Annotated in this window: 23 protein-coding genes; 16 read left to right on the top strand and 7 right to left on the bottom strand. The window is 52.3% G+C overall.

The genetic code is table 11. From position 1 onward, the window contains the following. The first annotated feature begins 75 nt into the window (after window positions 1-75). The 10 genes from TALK_RS03640 (at window position 76) to TALK_RS03595 (ending at window position 9177) form a co-directional block, all read left to right on the top strand. Window positions 76-1803, top strand: coding sequence for a cytochrome D1 domain-containing protein (locus TALK_RS03640; RefSeq protein ID WP_139833707.1), 1728 nt, complete (start codon window positions 76-78; stop codon window positions 1801-1803). A 75-nt stretch (window positions 1804-1878) separates the two neighbouring features. After that, window positions 1879-2709, top strand: a complete 831-nt coding sequence (cobA, locus tag TALK_RS03635; protein ID WP_085615983.1) for a uroporphyrinogen-III C-methyltransferase — start codon at window positions 1879-1881, stop codon at window positions 2707-2709. Beyond that, complete coding sequence (locus TALK_RS03630) at window positions 2693-3058, top strand: c-type cytochrome (RefSeq protein WP_085615981.1); 366 nt, start codon at window positions 2693-2695, stop codon at window positions 3056-3058. The genes cobA and TALK_RS03630 overlap by 17 nt, the downstream gene beginning before the upstream one ends. Beyond that, a complete protein-coding gene (locus tag TALK_RS03625) occupies window positions 3055-4278 on the top strand; it encodes a cytochrome D1 domain-containing protein (RefSeq protein ID WP_085615979.1) in 1224 nt (407 codons plus the stop codon). Before TALK_RS03630 ends, TALK_RS03625 begins: the two co-directional genes overlap by 4 nt. An 11-nt stretch (window positions 4279-4289) precedes the next feature. Further along, window positions 4290-4787 (top strand): Lrp/AsnC family transcriptional regulator, encoded by a 498-nt coding sequence (locus TALK_RS03620; RefSeq protein WP_245829649.1) that lies wholly within the window; start codon window positions 4290-4292, stop codon window positions 4785-4787. Beyond that, a complete protein-coding gene (gene ahbB / locus TALK_RS03615) occupies window positions 4778-5359 on the top strand; it encodes a siroheme decarboxylase subunit beta (protein ID WP_085615977.1) in 582 nt (193 codons plus the stop codon). Before TALK_RS03620 ends, ahbB (TALK_RS03615) begins: the two co-directional genes overlap by 10 nt. Then, the gene (locus tag TALK_RS03610; RefSeq protein WP_085615975.1) at window positions 5356-5808 is read left to right on the top strand and encodes an Lrp/AsnC family transcriptional regulator; all 453 of its coding nucleotides are present in this window, start codon (window positions 5356-5358) and stop codon (window positions 5806-5808) included. The genes ahbB (TALK_RS03615) and TALK_RS03610 overlap by 4 nt, the downstream gene beginning before the upstream one ends. After that, window positions 5805-6341, top strand: coding sequence for a siroheme decarboxylase subunit beta (gene ahbB, locus TALK_RS03605; RefSeq protein ID WP_085615973.1), 537 nt, complete (start codon window positions 5805-5807; stop codon window positions 6339-6341). Before TALK_RS03610 ends, ahbB (TALK_RS03605) begins: the two co-directional genes overlap by 4 nt. Further along, window positions 6329-7573: a heme d1 biosynthesis radical SAM protein NirJ gene (nirJ, locus tag TALK_RS03600; RefSeq protein WP_085615971.1), complete on the top strand. Its 1245-nt coding sequence runs from the start codon at window positions 6329-6331 to the stop codon at window positions 7571-7573. Before ahbB (TALK_RS03605) ends, nirJ begins: the two co-directional genes overlap by 13 nt. Next, on the top strand, window positions 7570-9177 hold the full coding sequence (locus TALK_RS03595) for a cytochrome D1 domain-containing protein (protein WP_085615969.1): 1608 nt from the start codon (window positions 7570-7572) through the stop codon (window positions 9175-9177). The genes nirJ and TALK_RS03595 overlap by 4 nt, the downstream gene beginning before the upstream one ends. A gap of 51 nt (window positions 9178-9228) precedes the next feature. On the opposite strand, the gene TALK_RS03590 is transcribed toward TALK_RS03595, so the two are convergent. The 7 genes from TALK_RS03590 to ric form a co-directional block, all read right to left on the bottom strand. Beyond that, complete coding sequence (locus TALK_RS03590) at window positions 9229-9576, bottom strand: cytochrome C oxidase subunit IV family protein (protein WP_169714929.1); 348 nt, start codon at window positions 9574-9576, stop codon at window positions 9229-9231. Window positions 9577-9583: 7 nt separating this feature from the next. Then, on the bottom strand, window positions 9584-10195 hold the full coding sequence (locus TALK_RS03585) for a cytochrome c oxidase subunit 3 family protein (protein ID WP_245829648.1): 612 nt from the start codon (window positions 10193-10195) through the stop codon (window positions 9584-9586). 2 nt (window positions 10196-10197) lie between these two features. Further along, a complete protein-coding gene (locus TALK_RS03580) occupies window positions 10198-12177 on the bottom strand; it encodes a nitric oxide reductase activation protein NorD (protein ID WP_085615966.1) in 1980 nt (659 codons plus the stop codon). A 16-nt stretch (window positions 12178-12193) separates the two neighbouring features. Beyond that, on the bottom strand, window positions 12194-13003 hold the full coding sequence (locus TALK_RS03575) for a CbbQ/NirQ/NorQ/GpvN family protein (protein WP_085615964.1): 810 nt from the start codon (window positions 13001-13003) through the stop codon (window positions 12194-12196). Window positions 13004-13131: 128 nt separating this feature from the next. Further along, window positions 13132-14478, bottom strand: a complete 1347-nt coding sequence (locus tag TALK_RS03570) for a cbb3-type cytochrome c oxidase subunit I (RefSeq protein WP_085615962.1) — start codon at window positions 14476-14478, stop codon at window positions 13132-13134. Window positions 14479-14505: 27 nt separating this feature from the next. Further along, a complete protein-coding gene (locus tag TALK_RS03565) occupies window positions 14506-14958 on the bottom strand; it encodes a c-type cytochrome (protein ID WP_085615960.1) in 453 nt (150 codons plus the stop codon). A 202-nt stretch (window positions 14959-15160) separates the two neighbouring features. Further along, window positions 15161-15868 carry an iron-sulfur cluster repair di-iron protein gene (gene ric / locus TALK_RS03560; RefSeq protein ID WP_085615958.1) on the bottom strand — a complete coding sequence of 236 codons (708 nt, stop codon included), beginning with the start codon at window positions 15866-15868 and terminating at the stop codon, window positions 15161-15163. 254 nt (window positions 15869-16122) lie between these two features. On the opposite strand from ric, the gene ubiT reads away from it, so the two are divergent. From ubiT to TALK_RS03530, 6 genes are all read left to right on the top strand, one after another. Continuing rightward, window positions 16123-16830 carry a ubiquinone anaerobic biosynthesis accessory factor UbiT gene (gene ubiT, locus TALK_RS03555; RefSeq protein ID WP_417811447.1) on the top strand — a complete coding sequence of 236 codons (708 nt, stop codon included), beginning with the start codon at window positions 16123-16125 and terminating at the stop codon, window positions 16828-16830. A 24-nt stretch (window positions 16831-16854) separates the two neighbouring features. Further along, on the top strand, window positions 16855-17841 hold the full coding sequence (gene ubiU, locus TALK_RS03550; RefSeq protein WP_085615954.1) for a ubiquinone anaerobic biosynthesis protein UbiU: 987 nt from the start codon (window positions 16855-16857) through the stop codon (window positions 17839-17841). Beyond that, entirely contained in the window at window positions 17838-18755 is a 918-nt protein-coding gene (gene ubiV, locus TALK_RS03545; protein ID WP_085615952.1) for a ubiquinone anaerobic biosynthesis protein UbiV, read from the top strand. Before ubiU ends, ubiV begins: the two co-directional genes overlap by 4 nt. A gap of 203 nt (window positions 18756-18958) precedes the next feature. Continuing rightward, the gene (locus TALK_RS03540; protein ID WP_085615950.1) at window positions 18959-19132 is read left to right on the top strand and encodes a periplasmic nitrate reductase, NapE protein; all 174 of its coding nucleotides are present in this window, start codon (window positions 18959-18961) and stop codon (window positions 19130-19132) included. Window positions 19133-19150: 18 nt separating this feature from the next. Then, window positions 19151-19678 (top strand): ferredoxin-type protein NapF, encoded by a 528-nt coding sequence (napF, locus tag TALK_RS03535; RefSeq protein ID WP_085615948.1) that lies wholly within the window; start codon window positions 19151-19153, stop codon window positions 19676-19678. Then, a complete protein-coding gene (locus tag TALK_RS03530) occupies window positions 19671-19922 on the top strand; it encodes a chaperone NapD (RefSeq protein ID WP_085615946.1) in 252 nt (83 codons plus the stop codon). Before napF ends, TALK_RS03530 begins: the two co-directional genes overlap by 8 nt. Window positions 19923-19927 lie beyond the last annotated feature (5 nt).

Here is a 19927-nt window from a genome sequence, read left to right as displayed (position 1 = left end):
AAGGCCACCACCCGCCGAAAGATCAACTCTCCGCAACCGAGAGCGAAGGCTTTCATTTTTCTAATGGAGGGACGCATGACACTCACAACTCGGCTGGGACGTTCGGCAGCACCGCTTGCGCTCGGTTTCGGCCTTATTTTTGCGACGGCAGCATTCGCACAGGAAAAACATCCTGACAGCGAAAGCACCTATGAACCCAGCCTCGAGTCACTTCCGACGGATGGCGCCCAACCCGGGGTTCACGAAGGTGTGCCGACCATGACGGTCGATGAATTCAATCAAGGCCGTAAGATTTTCTTTGAACGTTGCGCAGGCTGCCACGGCGTTTTGCGTAATGGCGCAACCGGTCCGGCATTGACCACGGATCGCACCCGCGATCTTGGCTATGACCATCTGCACGACTTCATCACCTATGGCTCGCCGGCCGGGATGCCGAACTGGGGCACTTCGGGCGAACTAAGCGAAGAACAGGTCGACATCATGGCACGCTATGTCATGCAGGACCCGCCCATGCCACCGGAATGGGGCATGGAAGCGATGAAGGAAAGCTGGAAAGTTGTTGTTCCGGTGGATCAGCGCCCGACCAAGAAGATGAACGATCTCGATATCGAGAACTTGTTCTCGGTCACCCTGCGTGACGCCGGTCAGATTGCCCTGATCGACGGTAATAACTATGAAATCAAATACATCATTGATACTGGCTACGCTGTCCATATCTCGCGTGTATCAGCATCGGGTCGCTACCTGATGGTGATCGGGCGTGATGCAAAGGTCGACATGATTGATCTTTGGATGAAAGACCCTTCAATCGTTGCGACGATCAAGGTTGGTTTGGAAGCCCGTTCCGTTGAAACGTCGAAAATGAAGGGCTGGGAAGACCGCTATGCGATTGCAGGCGCCTACTGGCCACCGCAATTCACGATCATGGACGGCGAAACGCTTGAGCCACTTAAAATCGTTTCGACCCGCGGCATGACCTATGACGAACAGGAATTCCATCCGGAACCGCGTGTCGCCGCCATCGTGGCGTCGCATTACAATCCTGAATTCGTTGTCAACGTTAAGGAAACAGGCAAGGTTCTGCTTGTAAACTACGAAGATCTTAATGCACTTCAGGTCACGTCTATCGATGCGGAACGGTTCCTGCATGACGGTGGTTTTGATTCATCTGGTCGTTACTTCATGGTTGCGGCCAACGCACGTAATACCATCGCCGTTATCGACACCAAGGAACGCAAACTGACCAAATTGGTCGAAGTCGGCACCACCCCGCATCCGGGACGTGGCGCAAACTTCATTCACCCGGAACTTGGCCCGGTTTGGGCCACCAGCCATCTAGGTGATGACAGCATCGCTCTGATCGGGACAGACCCGGAAAACCATCCGGACAATGCCTGGAAAATGGCAGCATCAATTGATGGCCTTGGTGGTGGTTCGCTGTTCATCAAAACCCATCCGAATTCAACCAATCTTTGGGTTGATGCACCTTTGAACTCGGAAGCCGATGTCTATCATTCGGTCGGGGTTCTTAACATCAACAACCTTGATGCCGGAATTGAAGTTCTGCCAATCGCAGAATGGGCCGATCTGGGCGACGAAGGTGCTCAGCGCGTCGTACAGGGTGAATACAACAAACAGGGTACCGAAATCTGGTTCTCTGTCTGGAATGGCAAAGCCGAAAAATCGGCCATCGTTGTGGTCGATGACAAAACCCGCAAGCTCAAGAAGGTCATCAAGGATGATCGCCTTGTGACCCCGACGGGCAAGTTCAACGTCTACAACACCCAGCACGATATCTATTGACCTTCCAAACCGGGGGCCTTTTGAGGCCCCCGGACTTCCCGCACCTGAAATATCGAAAAAACAGGAAAAAATGCCATGCAACAACCGGGGTGCATCTATCTTGTCGGAGCCGGGCCGGGCAATCCGGAACTTTTAACAATCAAAGCAGCACGCCTGCTTGATCGTGCCGATGTCATTGTTTATGACCGGCTGGTTTCCGAAGAAATCCTTGATCTGGCCAATCCGTTTGCTGAACGCATTTATGTTGGGAAATCGACCGGAAGCCACAGCCTGAAACAATCCGAGATAAATTCTCTTTTGGTGCATCTGGCACAATCGCATCGCCACATTGTCCGTCTTAAGGGTGGCGATCCCTATATCTTTGGACGTGGCGGCGAAGAAGCCGAATGGCTTAGCCTGCACAATGTTCCTTTTGAAGTTATTCCCGGGATCACGGCCGCAGCCGGATGCATGGCACAACTTAACCTGCCGCTGACCCATCGCGGGCTGGCAACCGGTGTTCGCTTTGTCACCGGCCACATGCAGGCCGACGCTGAACCCCAGCACGACTGGCGTTCTCTGGCCGATCCGGACACGACACTTGCGATTTACATGGGCGTTAAAACCATGCCCATCATCGCCGGAAAACTGATGGAACATGGTTTGGCGGTAAACACCCCGGTCATGATCATTGAAAACGGTTCCACCCCGGATCAACGCCATTTCCGCACCACACTTGGCAATGTTTGTGCCGATCTTGACCGACTGGATTTTGATCCGCCCTGCATGATTGTGATTGGTCGCGTGATTTCGCTGGCAGACCGGTTATCGCTGCCAGTTGGCGATTTATTGCCCGATGGAACGCTTGATCCGGCGGCAACATCCCGCATTCAAAATGATGGTCTGCGCTATGTACGATCTGCGTAATCCGGTTCTTGGCGCTGCCATCGCACTGACCACGGTCATGATGCTGACGGTTTTTTCGTCATTCCCGGCCAGCGCGCAAAACAGCACATTGGAACGACCGGCCCGTAACGCACACGATCTTGAACAAATGGTGCGTCAAGATTGTGGCTCCTGCCATGGCATGACGTTTAAGGGCGGGCTTGGATCACCGCTTTTGCCGGAAAATATTGCGCACTACAGCATCGATGATCTGACCACGATCATCCTTGATGGATTGCCCGGCACGGCCATGCCGCCATGGCGCGCAATCGTTACCCCCGATGAAGCAGCATGGATGGCACGTTACCTGAAAACAGGAGACCCCGAATGAAGCGCACTGCATTTTCGGCAAGATTTTTTGCCACATCTTTCCGCGCTGCCCGCAGTCTGATCGCTGTCGGGGGCATTTTGATTTTGGCAGCATGCGCATCCGCCCCGACCCCGCGCGGCACCGCCGATCTGGCAACAGTAATTGCGCGTGCGACAGGACAAGTCGCCATTCTTGATACCAGTGCAAAACAATTCATCGGAATTATTGACGGGCTTGGCGATCTTTCCCATGCCTCGATCGTGTATTCCCGCGATGGCCGATTTGCCTTTGTTTTTGGCCGTGACGGCGGATTGACCAAGGTTGATATCCTTGGTCATAAAATCGTTAAACGCACCTTGCAGGCAGGCAACAGCATCGGCGGCGCCATCAGTCAGGATGGCAAACTTGTTGCCGTGGCCAATTACGAACCCGGTGGCGTTCGGGTATTTAATAGCGACACCCTTGAAATGGTTGCCGATATCCCCGCCTTGGTTGGCGATGGACCGGATCGGTCCAAGGTTATTGGTCTGGTCGATGCACCTGACAACCGGTTCGTTTTCAGCCTATGGGATTCAGGTGAAATCTGGGTCGCTGATTTTTCAACCGGCAACACCCCGGTCATCACCCGATACAAGGATGTTGGTATTCAGCCCTATGACGCGCTGATCACATCAAATGGCCGTTATTATATTGCCGGGCTGTTTGGCGAAGATGGCATGGCCCTGCTGGACCTTTGGCATCCCGAAAATGGCGTAAAGCGCATTCTTGATCATTACGGCAAGGGACAGGAACGCTTGCCGGTCTACAAAATGCCCCACCTTGAAGGATGGGCGATTGCGGGAAAACGCGCTTTTGTTCCGGCGGTCGGTCATCACGAAGTTCTCGTGATTGATACCGAAACCTGGCAACAAATTGGCGCGATCCCCGTGCATGGACAACCGGTCTTTGTCATGGCCCATCCTGATAACCGGCATGTCTGGGTCAATTTTTCGGTGCCTGATTACGACACGGTCCAGATCATCGACACCGAAAGCCTTGCCATCGTTGGCGAACTGAAACCGGGCAAGGGTGTTTTGCATATGGAATTCAGTTCACGCGGCGATCAGATATGGCTTTCGGTGCGCGATGACAACAAGGTGATCGGATACAACCCTTATACGTTCGAACCCATTGCCGAACTGCCACTGCCAAGCCCAAGCGGCATTTTCATGTCCAGCCGTGCTGGCAAGATCGGCCTGTAGGAGAGGATGGCATGAGCAACAACCGGAACCCAAAGCCAACCCCCGACTTGGCCCCTGACCTTAGTGCCCTGCAAATCCGCCTGATCGAGGAGTTCCAGCGCGACTTTCCGACAACACCGCGCCCCTTTGCCACCATTGCCGAAAAAATCGGCAGCGATGAAGAAAGCGTTATTACAGCGATTTCAGATATGAAGACCAAGGGCTATGTCGATCGGGTCGGGGCAACATATGCCACCGGACGGGCGGGGGCATCGACACTTGCCGCCATGGAAATTCCGCAAGATCAATTGGAAAAGATTGCCAATCTCGTCAGCCACTTTACCGAAATCAATCACAATTACGAACGTGAAGATAAACTCAATCTGTGGTTCGTCGTAACCGCCGCCGATCAGGCGAGTTTGAATACGACGATCCATTCGATCGAGGCAAAAACCGGCTTTGCCGTGCATCGAATGCCGATGATCGAACATTACCGCCTCGATTTGGGATTTGCGTTGCAATGGAACTAAGCGAGCTTCAACATCGTCTGATCGAAAAACTGCGTGACGGCCTGCCGATTGGCAAACGTCCCTATGCCTTGATTGCGCTTGAACTCGGTGTTCCCGAAGAAACCGTTATCGAGACATTTGACCACCTGATCAAGGACAAGGTGATCAACCGGTTTGGCATGATCGTGCGGCATCGGTCGCTGGGATATCGAGCCAATGCAATGTGCGTTTTTGACATTGCCGATGATCTGGCCCCTGACATCGGCAAGATCATGGCCAACCTTCCCTATGTCACGCTTTGTTATCGCCGGGAACGGGTCAAAGATGTTTGGCCATACAACCTTTATTGCATGATACACGGCCGTGACCGATTGACGGTCCGCGCCCAGATCCGCCATATGATTGCCCGGCTTGATCTGGGTGATATTCCAAGCAAGATCCTGTTTAGCAAGCAGTGCTTTACACAGCGTGCCGGTAAATACGGTGCCCCATCCGCATCCTCATCCCTGGATTCTGCCGCCCTGACCGGCGGTTCTAATACGGATGCCTGCGCCATATCCCCCAAACCAAGCGTGATCGGACGGATATCATGAAGCCGCTTCAACGCGACCTGATCAACAATCTGCAAGGTGGATTTCCGATCTGTGATCGACCGTTTCAGGAACTTGCCACCCGCCTTGGTTATGACGAGGAAACGGTAATCAAGGGTGTAAAGGACCTGATCACGGATGGATATGTCAGCCGGTTCGGCCCCCTTTACAACACCGAGAAACTTGGTGGTGCGGTCACACTTGCCGCCATGAAAGTCCCCGCCGAGCGTTTTGATCAGGTCGCCGAACAGGTCAACGCATTTGAGGAAGTCGCGCATAATTACGAACGCGAAGACACCCTCAACATGTGGTTTGTCATTCTGGCCGAAAATGAAAACGCCCTTCTGAAAGTCATTGATCAGATTGAAGCCACAACCGGGATTACGGTTCTCAACTTCCCCAAGGAAAAGGAATTTTTCTTGGAGTTGCGGTTGGAGGTCCCAGAAGAATGAAACCCTTCACAGATATCATTGACCTTCCTGTACTTGACGAAATCGACCATGCCCTTATTCGGGCGACCCAAACAGGCTTGCCACTTAGTTCAACACCCTATGGTGATATTGCACTTGGCATGGGGCTGGGCGGCCCCGATGCCGTTAAACAACGGCTTCAGCGTCTGCTTGATATCGGCGTCATCCGTCGGATCGGCATTATCCCCAACCATTATCGACTGGGCTATCACGCCAATGGCATGAGCGTTTGGGATATTCCCGATGATGTGGTTGACACCATGGGAGAAATGATCGGCGCGCTTGATTTCGTATCGCATTGTTATCGACGACCACGGCATTTACCCGAATGGCCCTTTAACCTGTTTGCCATGGTCCATGGCACATCGCGCGAAACGGTCGAAACCCACGTCAAAGATATCCATGCCCTGCTGGGCCAAAATGTTCGCAACCACCGCATTCTTTACAGCAGTCGCATTTTGAAAAAAACCGGCCTTAGGTGGCGCAAAAGCGGAGACAAAAAATGTTGCGACTAAGTCAGTATATCCGCACAGCGATCAATATCAGTCAAAACGGTGTTGTCCCGTCGCCCGCCGAACGCAAACATGCCGCCCTTGCCAATCGCGGGCCGGTGGTCATCTGGAACCTGATCCGGCGATGCAATCTGACATGTCGGCATTGCTATGCATCCGCCGTAAACAAAGACTTTCCCGGTGAACTCAGCACCAAACAGGTTTTCAAAACCATGGAAAACCTGCGCAATTTCAATGTTCCGGTTCTGATCCTGTCTGGCGGGGAACCGCTGATGCGACCCGATATCTTTGACATATCAGCCTATGCCAAGGAACTTGGTTTCTATGTTGCGCTGTCAAGCAACGGCACCCTGATTGACGATACCAATATCGATCAGATTGCCAATGCCGATTATGACTATGTCGGGGTCAGTCTGGATGGGTTGAATGCCACCCATGATTATTTCCGACGCCTTGAAGGCGGGTTTGATCTGGCCCTTCGCGGGGCAAAACTTTGCCGTGATGCCGGTTTGCCGGTTGGCATTCGTTTTACCATGACGCGCGAAAACTATCAGGACCTTCCCGGTCTTCTTGACCTGGTCGAACAAGAACGGATCGACAAGTTCTATTTTTCGCATCTGAACTATGCCGGACGCGGCAATCATAACCGCAAGGATCATGCGTTTTACGCGATGACCCGCGAGGCATTATTGATGATGTTTGCCCGATGCGAAGCCGATGTAAAAAACGGAATTGCACGGGATTACGTTACCGGCAACAACGATGCCGATGGGGTATTCCTGAAATTCTGGATTGATGAACATTACCCCGAGGCATCCGAACAAATCGGCAAAATGCTGCGCCGTTGGGGCGGCAATGCATCGGGCGTCAATGTCGCCAATATCGACAATCTGGGCAATGTCCACCCCGATACCATGTGGTGGCAACATACGCTGGGCAATGTCCTGAAACGGCCATTTTCCGAAATCTGGCAAGATGTCAGCGACCCGTTAATGGCCGGATTGAAACAGCGCCCGCGCCTTGTTCATGGCCGGTGCGGCGCATGCCAATATCGCGACATATGTGGCGGCAACACCCGAACGCGCGCCTATCAACTCACCGGCGATCCTTGGGCCGAAGATCCGGGATGCTATCTTGATGATATGGAACTGGGCATAACAGGCGACCATCACCGTCTTGAAACTCTGCCGTTTTCAGCGACAAAACGCCATGGTCAGGTAGGGCTGACATCATGAGCCCCGCCTTGCGACACCTTGGCAAAGACCTGATTGTGACCACCCTGTTTGTCACAGGTCTGGCCAGTTATGCCCTTGCCGATGAAACGACACTTAAACCCGATCAGTTTGCAAATGCCAGCGCCCTATATGCAACCCATTGCACGGCCTGTCACAATGGTGACCGACTGGGCGGAATGGGGCCCGCATTATTGCCTGAAAGCCTTGAAAGGCTGCGGGGAAACAGTATTGCCGACGTTATCGCCCATGGCCGCCCCGCCACACAGATGCCGGCATTTGATCAAACCCTTAATACAGCCGATATAGCCGTGCTGGCAGATTGGTTGCGTCAGCCCCTTGCTGAAATGCCAGGTTGGAGCATGGCCGACATCCAGCAAAGCCACGAGGTTTTTGTCGAACCGGCCACACTGCCCGACACACCACAATTTGATGGCGATCCATTAAACTTGTTTACAGTGGTCGAGGCCGGTGATCATCACGTCACGATCCTGAACGGCGATACGTTTGAACCGCTTGACCGTTTTCCCACCCGGTTTGCCTTGCATGGCGGGGCGAAATATTCCCCCGATGGTCGTTTTGTTTATCTGGCATCGCGCGATGGCTGGGTACAGATGTATGACCTTTATTCCCTGCAAACGGTTGCTGAAATCCGGGTTGGCCTGAACACGCGCAATGTCGCGGTTTCCGACGATGGCCGTTACGTGATGGCGGGCAATATGTTGCCCCATAATCTGGTTTTGCTTGATGCCCGCGACCTGACCCCGATACGCAATATTCCAGTCATTAGCAAAGATGGCAAATCATCCCGTGTATCGGCGGTTTATACTGCCCCGCCACGCCATAGTTTTATCATCGCCCTTAAAGATTTGCCCGAAGTTTGGGAAATTTCATATGCTGATGATCCGCGCCCGGTCTATCCCGGTTTCGTACACAATTACGAAGCCAATATGGTCGAGGCCCTTGACGTTCAGTATGGCCCCTTCCCCATTCGGCGCATTCATCTTGCTGATGAACTCGACGATTTCTTTTTCGATCAGGAATATCGCCATTTAATCGGGGCGGCCCGCAATGGCCGCGACGGACAAGTCGTCAACCTGAATGTCGGGCGCAAGATTGCCGATATTGCCCTTGAAGGCATGCCTCATCTTGGGTCTGGCATTACCTTTGAATATCAAGGCCATCAGGTTCTTGCGACACCGCACCTTAAAGACCCAAAAATCAGCGTGATTGACATGGAAACCTGGAAAACGATCAAAATCATCGACACCCAGGGACCGGGCTTTTTCGCCCGCAGCCATGACAATACCCCCTATGCCTGGGTTGATGTGTTTTTCGGCCCGCATAAGGACGTGGTTCATATTTTCGATAAGCGTACGCTTGAAATCGTCAAAACACTCCGCCCCGAACCCGGCAAGGTTGCCGCCCATGTCGAATTTGATCGCAGTGGCAAACACGCACTTTTATCGATCTGGGATGATGATGGTGCCGTCATTGTTTATGACGCGGCAACGTTCGAGGAAATCAAACGCATTCCAATGCGCAAACCGGTCGGAAAATACAACGTATTTAACAAAATCACCTATTCGGCAGGAACCAGTCATTAATCGCCCGTTACCTTTGCTTTGATATCCGGGGGGATGGCAGCACGGGTCAGGTCAGGTGTTCATCAGAACCACGGCCGCCTGTGCTGCCAAAACACCAGCAAAAATCACAATCAGAAACGCAATGAACAATCCACGCCAGGAACCCGCCTGACGTCCCAGTCCTAAATAAAACAGCAAGATCAGCCATGCCTTAAAACTGCCAACGGCCATGATCACGCAGACCGGCAACAGACCAAGCAGAACCGGCGCAGACCGGCCATCCGAAAGTGCGAGAAAAAGCGATACAACTGTAGTTACGCTGGCCAGCGTCCAGACAATAATTGCCGTTCGGCCTGCGCTGTGACCGTTATTTTCCGGCATGGCCGGGTCCAAAGGATCCACAATCGATGGTTCAATCATAATCATATCATCGCACCAAATAGATTACCGGAAAGACCAGCACCCAAACCATATCAATCATATGCCAAAAGGCCGTCCCGGTTTCGATATTGATCCGACTGGGCCAAATCGCGACCACACCAAGAACCCCAAGCCCCATAACAACATGAAGAGCATGAAATCCGGTGATCAGAAAATAAAGAGTGAAAAAAGTACTGCTTTCCAAACCAATCCCGACATCGAATTTTCCCATATACTCAGAAAACTTGATGATCAGGAAAATCATCCCCAGAACCGAGGTTGCCAACAACCACAACCGGCACCGCAAGATATCGCCCGCCTTGGTCGCATGTACCGCAAACACGGCAAATAATCCGCTGGTTAACAGTATTAAGGTATTGATCCCACCAGCCACACGATCAAGCTGAACCTGATCGCTTGCGAACCCGATCGGATCACTGATTCGGGCCGCTGAAAATACCAACAGAAACGCACCAAAAACCACCAATTCCGATAAAATCAGCACCCACATAATCGGGTGGCCGGGCAAATCTTCCAATCCACCCCAATTAGCATCATCGGCATCGCCAATATCGTCAAGGTTCCGCGACGACATCAGTTGTTCATCTGAGTTATCCATGATCACCGAACCAGTTGGCGATAAATCCGTGGCAAGGCAGCAGGCAGTTTTTCCAACCGCCCAACAATAGCATGCCCGCCAGCACCGAAAATATATGGGAAATAATCCTGTGCCTTACGATCCACCGTGACGCCAAACAAACCAAGTCCAGACTTGCGGCATTCGCGCACCGCACGGCGGGTATCCTCGATCCCATAGCGACCTTCGTAATGATCGATATCGTTGGGTTTACCATCGGTAATCACCAACAACAGCCGGTGTTGATGCGGCCGTTCACCCAGCAATTTTCCCATATGACGAATAGCAGCCCCCAGCCTTGTGTAATAGCCAGGGCGGAGTTTTTGTATTCTGTCCTGACACCGGGGCGACCAATCTTCGTCAAAGTTCTTAAGCGCATTTATCCGCACCCAATCACGGCGGCGCGATGTAAAGCTAAACACACCAAATTCATCGCCACAGGCATCAAGCCCCCCGGCCAATACCGAAAGCGCCTGTTTTTCAACATCGAGAACACGGTGATCCTGTATCCACGCATCCGTGGACAGTGATACGTCAACCAACACCGCAACCGACAAATCCCGCGCCCGGCGTACTGTATTCAAATAGACCCGGTCGCTTAGTTCACCGCTGCCTTTTTGGTCGCATTGCGCACGGACCAATGCTTCAAGATCAAGCTCGCTGCCATCAAACTGCCCGCGCAAGACTTCGTGCCGTGGCCGGAAGGCTTCGAACTGGCGTCGTACCTGTCGGATCTGACGACGTTCGGTTTCACCGGGCCGCCAAATATCACAGTCGCTAACCGTTTCGTCGCCGGACTGCATAACGATTTTACAAAAATCCGGGCGATAGGTTTGTTGACGATAATCCCATTCGGGATAAGTCCATTCGCCAATGACCCGGCCTTCATCGACGTCACGCGGTGGCAAATCAAGATCGAAACGAAGCTTGGTTGCCGCCTTGCGTTTGCAGTCGGAAATTTCCATTTCCTCAAGTTCGTCAGCAGCCTTTTTGGCATCCTGTTCGTCTTCATCATCCATTGGCCGGTTCACATTGACCATCTCGGCGATCGTCAAGACTTTTTCAAACCTGTTCAATGCCAGTGGATCATTGCGCCCTGCCTGATCATTCTTGCGCCGCCGGGCACGCTTTTTACGTTCCTGATCACCATCAGAGGACTTGCTTTCTTCGTCATCATCACAATCCGCAATCGATCCGGCGGTTCCGTTAAAAATAGCCTCGCCCCATAACGGCACAGGCAGAATAGGTGCATAACGCTGTGATTGCAGACCTGCCTCATTGACGATGGCAACCATGTCAGCGGTGCTGCCAGAGCCCTCGGAACCATTAACAACCAAGGACCAAAGGCCGTTTTCATCCTGATGCCCGGCAGAACCCAGAATTTTCAGAACACAGTGTTCCATCTGTTGTTCGGTGCACGGCAAGGGGCGATCCGGGCGCAAGGCCAGAAACGCATCATAAAGACGCTGGCGCAGCCCCGTAATCCCGGGAAACGATTGCCGCACGGCAATATCGGTTTTACGCGCTTGGGCAACTCGGACCAAATCGGTCAGGAACGGTGTTTTTGCAGAATCAGGCACAGTATTTGGCGGAATAGAAACCGCAAACCACGCCATCAACCAGATATAAAGATCGCGGTTTAGATCACGTGACGGGAACAGTGAAACAGAAGACGGCAGCTTGACCGATGCTTCGTTCATTTCTGCCATGGCGATCTGTTCATCGACCAAGCCAATCCGTTGGCGCCACCGCAATCGATGCCCGGAAACCCGTTTATCAATCTGGGCAAACTCGCACGCAGGGTCACCGCCAAGGGCGCGAAAAACCACAGGCAAATGACCGCGCAACTCGGCAAAAGTAACCGCATGTTCGCGATAATCGCGATAGCTTTCCTGATTGCGTGATGCAATCCGGTGCCAGATCATGCCAACCTGTTCTTCAAATTCAAGGAAATCGAAGCTCATTGTCGCCTCCCGGCTATCAGCCGCGGATAATGCCGATGGCCTCGCGCAGCCCCGCCTTGATATCAGCATCATCGGAAAGTGGCTCGATGATCGCGGCATTAACCGCATCATCAAAGGCGATATCCGCCATCAAAAGGGTCGCGCAATAAACCAGCAGGCGGGTCGATGCCGCTTCTTCAAGGTCAATTCCGGTCAATTTGCGGATATTGCCTGCGATGCGCACCAGCAACCTGGCACGTTCAGCATCAATTCCGGTTTCACGCATGATGACGGCCGTTTCGGTTTCCGCATCGGGAAAATCGAATTCGGTGGCAAGGAAACGTTGCCGGGTTGATGGTTTTAATTGCTTAAGCAGGTTCTGATAACCGGGGTTATACGACACCACCAGCATGAAATTTTCCGGCGCTTCAAGCAATTCACCTGTCCGGTCCAGCGGAAGGATCCTGCGGTCATCGGTCAACGGATGAAGAACCACCGTAACGTCTTTGCGGGCCTCGACCACTTCATCAAGATAACAAATACCGCCATGACGAACTGCACGCGTCAAGGGCCCATCAACCCAAACTGTTTCACCACCCTTGATCAAGTACCGCCCGGTCAAATCCGCCGCCGTTAAATCATCGTGGCAGGAAACGGTATAAAGTGGCACGCCCAGTTTTGCGGCCATATGGGAAACAAATCGCGTTTTTCCGCAACCGGTTGGCCCCTTAAGCAGCAAGGGAAGACGCTGTTGCCAAGCTGTCTGAAAAAGTTGTTCTTCATTGCCGGTCGGCTGATAGAACGGGACGTCGCTATGTTGCGTAAAATCTTTAAGAGCGGTCGGCATCTGAATGCTCCTGCGCAAATGGAAAGACGTAAAATGACAATGGCCGGTCGCGGGAAACTACCGGCCATTGTCCACCACGTGTCACGATCCAAAAGACCATGGAATTAGACACGCTGACTTGATTACGGTCATTCCGCGGGCTGGCGGACTCCGGTCGTTACACGGGCTGCCGAACGCGGCACGACAACCAATGACCAGATGATCATGGTAACCCCGATCAGAACAACAACCCCCGATCCAAGACGCATCCAATAGAACAGAGCAATCTGATCCTGGACTTCCATGTAACTCATGCCCAGCACGCGTTGCAGGTGTGTCTGAACAACACCGGCAAATGTCAGCGTAAAGGTCATAAAGGCCATGGCGCTTGTCGTAATCCAGAACCCCCACATATTGAGTTGCTGGTTATAAGGTTCGCGACCGCGCAAATACGGCAACGCATAGGTAAAGATCGCAAGGTTAAGCATCACATAGGCCCCGTAGAAAGCCAGATGCCCATGAGCGGCCGTGATTTGAGTTCCGTGGGTGTAATAGTTGACCGACGACAGAGTATGCATAAAGCCCCATACACCTGCGCCGAAAAACGCCATTACAGCACAGCCAAGCGACCAGAGAAGTGCCGCTTTGTTCGGGTGATCACGGCCCCCTTTCCACACCATATAGAAGCAGAACACGACCATCGAAAAGAACGGCACGACTTCAAGGGTGGAAAACACATTGCCGATCCACTGCCAATAACCCGGCGTACCAATCCATAGATAATGATGACCGGTACCAAGAATGCCAGAGAACAACGACAGTGACACCATGACATAAAGCCATTTTTCGATAACTTCGCGGTCTATCCCGGTCATCTTGATCATCAAGAATGCCAGGATCGATGCCATGATCAGCTCCCACACGCCTTCAACCCAAAGATGCACGACATACCACCAGTACATCTTGTCAACTGCAAGGTTGGACGGATTGTAGAAAGCAAACAGGAACAGCAAAGCCACGAACCAAAGCGCAACCATCAGCACGTTTGAAATGGCGGTTTTACGCCCCTTCAGCAGTGTCATGGTCGCGTTAAACAGGAACATCAGCGCCACGATGACGATCAAAACCTTGATCCACAACGGTTGTTCAAGGAATTCGCGACCTTCGTGGATACCAAAGATGTAACCCACAACCGCAGCACCGGCTGCGAACATGAACAGCCAGAACTGGATGATGGCCAGTTTCGGGCTGTAAATTTCAGTTTCGCATTCTTCGGGCAAAAGATAATAGGCAGCCCCAAAATACCCCATCAACAACCAAACAATCAGGGCATTGGTGTGGATCATGCGAATGATGTTAAACGGCAGAACTTCAGACAACAGATTCGGGAAAACATAGACAGTGCCCGCCACGACACCGAGTAGAATCTGGGCTGCGAACAATGTCAGCGCGCCGTATATGTAATACAGCGCAACCTTTTGCGATTGATATTTCATTGTAGCCTCGTTTCCATCAGCACCGGGTTATCCCGCTTCATTTGGCGGCCAGTTCTGGGTGTCAATTTCACTTGTCCATTTCAGGAAATCGACAAGTTCATCGAGCTCCTGATCTGTGAGATTGAATTGCGGCATCTGGCGACGGCCTTCGATACCTGAGGGCTGTGCCGCCATCCATGCTTTAAGCATATCGCGCGCACCTTCCGGGTCCTCTTTGCCGCCATAGCGCACCCAGACATTGCCAAGTTCAGGGGCGAAATAAGCTCCCTCACCCAAAATCGTATGACAATTGACGCAGGAATGGCGTTCCCAGATATGCTTGCCTGCCACAACCGATGGTGTCAGCTCGTCCATATTCGTGGACTCGTTGAGCATATAGTTATGGCTGTGCAAGGTCAGTCCAAAGAAGATGACCAGGAAGAAGATCGTTCCGCCGTAGAATATGTTTCGGGCGGCAGATTTAGTCAGGCGTTCCGACATGTGAACGGATCCTCACTCCGATTGAAAGTTCAATGCCGCTCTGTCCCCAAAACGGCGTATCACAATCATTTCCCGATCCCCGATTTCGCACCTTGACTACCGTCAAACGAAAAAGCCCCGCCGGATGGCGGGGCAGATAAGACATGCAAAATCGCATGACGACCAAAACAACGAAAAGACGGAAATGGGTGAAGATCAGGCCCTATTCGAAACGCGGGAACAGCACCTCGTTTTCCAGATGAATATGGGCGACCAAATCTTCGACCAGCTTGGCTGTTCCAGAATAAAGCGCCCGCCAAGAACCACAGACACCATCGGGTAATGTAAAATGGTTGGTCAGCTTTTGCAGTCGGTGAATGGCTTCGCCATGGTCATCATGTTCTTCACGCATGCAATGGATCGGCATGACCAGTTGCACTGCAATCGATCCGTCTTCGCACATTTTGCGCATTGCCGGGAACAAGACCATTTCTTCCTTAGCCATATGGGCATCCAGCTGTTCTGCCATTTCAAACAAGGCATCGGACAATCCGACCGGTACATCCGGATGATCGCCATGGACGGCTTCGACCTTGCGCGCCAGCAATATAAGTTCGGCCAATTCATCACGGTGCGTTTGGTGATAGCGGGTCAGGATATAATCAATAAACGCATCAACATCATTCACGTCTGGCAATGTCAGCGGCCCCTTTGGCAGATCGCAAAGTTCACGCGCAACCACCTCTGCGTCAAATCCCTTTCTTTGCGCGACCTCGGCCAATGATTTGCTGCTTGAACAACAAAATCCAACTTTATGACGACGGAAAACCAAGGTTGCCCCCGGAAAGCTTGCAATAAGATCACCGATCTTGCGCCCGGCAAGATCCATCAAATTTGTTTGTGCCGGATCATTGGTGAATTCTGTTTGCATTTTGACGGGCCTCCGTCCGTGAAATTGATCGGCCCAAGTTTAAAGTTTGCCGCGCAAGTCTCGTTGATGATGGTCAAATTTACACTGGCAAAAAATCGCCTCTGCGCGGCTTCACCCCAACGATGGGAAAACAGGGCGTTCGGGAATTATTCAGAACAGGAATAATTCAAATGTTGCAATGACTTGACTGACATCAACCACCCAAGGGAAGAAGACAGCGATAATCCCGACACCAAACCGGTTCGGAGTCCATCGTGTCGTCAACCAAACGCCCATCATTCACACCATTTCTATTGGTAAATCCTGTTTTGCGAAATGTTCCGACATTCGCAATTGAGCGGCTATGCCGACACGCCATGACGACAATGCATCGCCGCCACAAATCAATCTTCGAGCGCGTAACCGAACATGAAACATTCTCATTACTGATTTCGCCAACCGATCTGGATATGGATTTATTTCTTGTGCTTGATCCACACAAACCTGAATTGCGCCCCGCACAAAAAGGCGAAGAAAACGCCGTTGCGGCCCGCATTATCGGCCCACTGCCAGCTCTTTTGGGATTGCTTGAAGGCAAATCAGATGGCGATGCCTTGTTTTTCTCGCGTGCCTTGCGCATCGAAGGGCGGACGGATCTTGTTGTTGCGCTTCGTAATGCCTTGGACGGCGAAGACATCGATCTGCGTTCAGCGGTTTCCGAAAGTTTTGGCGTACTTGGCCCGGCGGCACGCATAGCACTTCGCGTTGCCGAACGGGTCTATCAACAAATGCAATCGGATATGAACCGGGTTGCCGATACGCTGATTTCCCCGATTGAAAAGCGCCTGAACGGGCTTGACCGGCGCCTTGCCGATCAGGGCGAAAACATCGCGGGACTGGAAAAATCGGCACGTCGCCGCACGCCACGTTCAAACCGGCCGGTGTCATCGATTGATGACTTCGCCTTACCCGACCATCCATAAACAACAATCATCGACAGGGACGTCATGGAATTAGTATGTCCGGCAGGAACCCCCGCCAGTTTGCGTGCCGCCGTCGAGGCGGGTGCCGATGTCGTGTATTGCGGTTTCCGTGATGCGACCAATGCCCGCAATTTTCCCGGGCTTAATTTTTCGCGAACCGAATTGGCCGAAAGCGTCACATTCGCGCACAAGCACGGTGTTCATGTCTATCTGGCGTGCAACACCTATCCAAAGGCAGGTTCCGAAGATATCTGGCACAAGGCCGTTGATGATGCCGTCGCCATCGGGGTTGATGCCGTTATCCTGGCTGATATCGGTCTGTTGCGTTATGCGCGTGACAAACACCCCGACGCCCGTCTGCATCTTTCGGTACAAGCATCGGCATCCAACGAAGAAGCAATCCGGTTTTACCATCGCGAATTCGGTGTCCGCCGGGTGGTTCTTCCACGGGTTTTGTCGCTTGAAGAAATACGGATGCTTAATCGACGCATTGGCGTTGAAACCGAGGTTTTCGCCTTTGGTGGCATGTGTGTCATGGCCGAAGGGCGCTGTTCGCTTTCTTCCTATGCCACTGGCGAAAGCCCCAATATGAACGGGGTTTGTTCACCCGCATCGTATGTTCACTATGAAGAACGCGGGGATACGACCGTTTCACGGTTGGGTGATTTTACCATCAACATATATGGCAGCGATGAAAAGGTCGGATATCCGACCCTGTGCAAGGGCCGTTTCAGCGCCATGGGCAAGGCTGGCTATCTGTTTGAGGAACCAACCAGCCTTGACGTGACCGCAATCCTGCCCGAACTGGCCGATGCCGGTGTTACCGCGCTTAAGATCGAAGGACGTCAGCGCGGCAAAGCCTATATTTCACAGGTTGTTGGTGCTTTTCGTGCCTCTCTTGATCGCATCGCCAGCGGACAAAACGGACAGGCCGGCATACGTGGCAACCTGACATCACTTAGCGAAGGCCAAACAGATACAACCGGCGCCTATCGGAGAAGCTGGCAATGACCAAATCACGTCTGGCCATGGGCCCAATCTTGTTTCACTGGGATGAAAATCACAAAAAAGATTTCTACGCTAAAGTTGCCGATGAAATAGATATCGATACGGTCCATGTCGGCGAAGTTGTCTGTGCCAAACGCATGCCGTTTTTCGACAAGTATCTACCCGATATCATTGAACGCCTGCAGGCCGCGGGCAAGGAAGTCGTGTTATCCACGCTTGCGCTGGTGATGAGCGAACGTGAAATTGCACAATTGCGTGAAATTGCGCAAATGCCCGACCTTCTGATCGAAGCAAACGATGTGTCCGCATTTGGGTTGCTTTCAGGGCGTCCGCATATGATTGGCCCCTATATCAATACCTATAACGAAAGCACGCTGGAATACTTTGCCAGCAAGGGCGCGCGCCGTATTTCGCTGCCTTGGGAATTGCCAATGTCGTCAATTGCGGCACTGGGTCATGCACGAAAATCGACCGAGATTGAAGTTCAGGTATTTGGCCGGGTGCCACTTGCAATCTCGGCACGTTGTTATTCGGCACGTGCGCATGGGCTGCATAAGGATGGGTGTCGCTATGTCTGTGGCGACGCGCCTGATGGCATGGATGTCGCAACACTGGACGCCACGCCGTTTCTGGCCGTCAACGGATTGCAAACCCTGTCCAGCCATTACATCGAACTTTCGGCCGATGTGGATCACCTTAAGGCCGCAGGTGTCGAAGTTTTTCGGATATCACCGCACAATCTTGACATGGTCCAAATCGCCACTCTGTATCGGCAATTACTGGACACAAAGATCGACTCGCACGAACTCAGGGACAGATTGCACCAAATGCAAAGCAACTTGGCATTTTCCGATGGTTTTCTTCACAGTCTGCCGGGTGCAGCCCTGAAAGAAACGCTAGGACAACCGGTCGAATAACCTTTGCAAAGACGAATAACGCTCCACGCCCGGCAATTCGGCACTTATAGTTGAATAACGACAAATAATCCCCATACCTTATGCAGGGTGATTGATTAGAATCAATAAAAACGAATGCGCAATAGCGTAAAGCTTGGTCCATAGATAAAAAGCATACGGAATTTCGCGGTTATTCGATCTTCCAATGAGAGAAAGAGAGAGCCATGACCGACGCCAGAACCATTGACGACCCCGCTCGCCGCAAGACTGAATTACGCTGTTTTTTGATGCTGGCGGTTGTTTTCGCACCAGTATTTTCAGTCGCACTTGTTGGCGGGCTTGGCTTTTCAATCTGGATATTTCAGATGTTTGCCGGACCACCTGGACCACCGATGTAATTTCGGGGAAAGACGGTGATGTCTTCTGCTTCCAGACTGACCAGTCGGCGTGCCTTTTTCACGGGTCTTCGCGGATTACCGGACAACACCCCGGACAAGCAACAGTCAAATACCATTCGACCGCCCTGGGCCGTAAAGTTTGATGAAAGCTGCACGGCATGTGGGGATTGTGCCCCGGCCTGCCCGGAAAACATCATCCATATCGGTCAAGATGGCCGCCCCGAGATCGACTTTGACAAGGGCGAATGCACGTTTTGTGGCGCCTGTTCTGATGCCTGCAACGAACCGGTTTTTAATCGCACGGGCGACACGCCATGGCAGCTTGAACTCTCTGTCAGCAACAAGTGCTTTGCTGAAAATGGGGTTTATTGCCGGTCCTGCGGCGATGTTTGTCCGGAAGGTGCGATCCGGATCATCCCGCAATTAGGGGGCCGAGCGCGCGTCCTTGTTGATAACGACACCTGTACCGGATGCGGCGCCTGTATTGGTACCTGCCCGGTAACGGCCATTTCCATACGCCCAGCTACGGAGATACCCCATGGATGAGAATATCGGTGTGATCTCCAGCATGATTGTGCAGACCCGCCCCGAACAAATGATCGAAATCGAAACAATTCTTGCCAGTTTTCCAGGAATTGAAATCAGCACCAACACCCCATCGGGAAAGATCGTCGTCTTGATGGAAGCCGAAAGCGACCGACAACTCGCCGACAGCATGACAAAAATCGGCGATATCCCCGGCGTTCTCGGTGTGAACCTTGTTTTTCATCACAGTGAAAACGCCCAATAAAACCA

Source organism: Thalassospira alkalitolerans, assembly GCF_002115745.1.
GTDB lineage: Bacteria > Pseudomonadota > Alphaproteobacteria > Rhodospirillales > Thalassospiraceae > Thalassospira > Thalassospira alkalitolerans.
The sequence above is the reverse complement of the archived record's forward strand: the minus strand, read 5'-3'. Positions and strand labels throughout refer to the sequence as shown.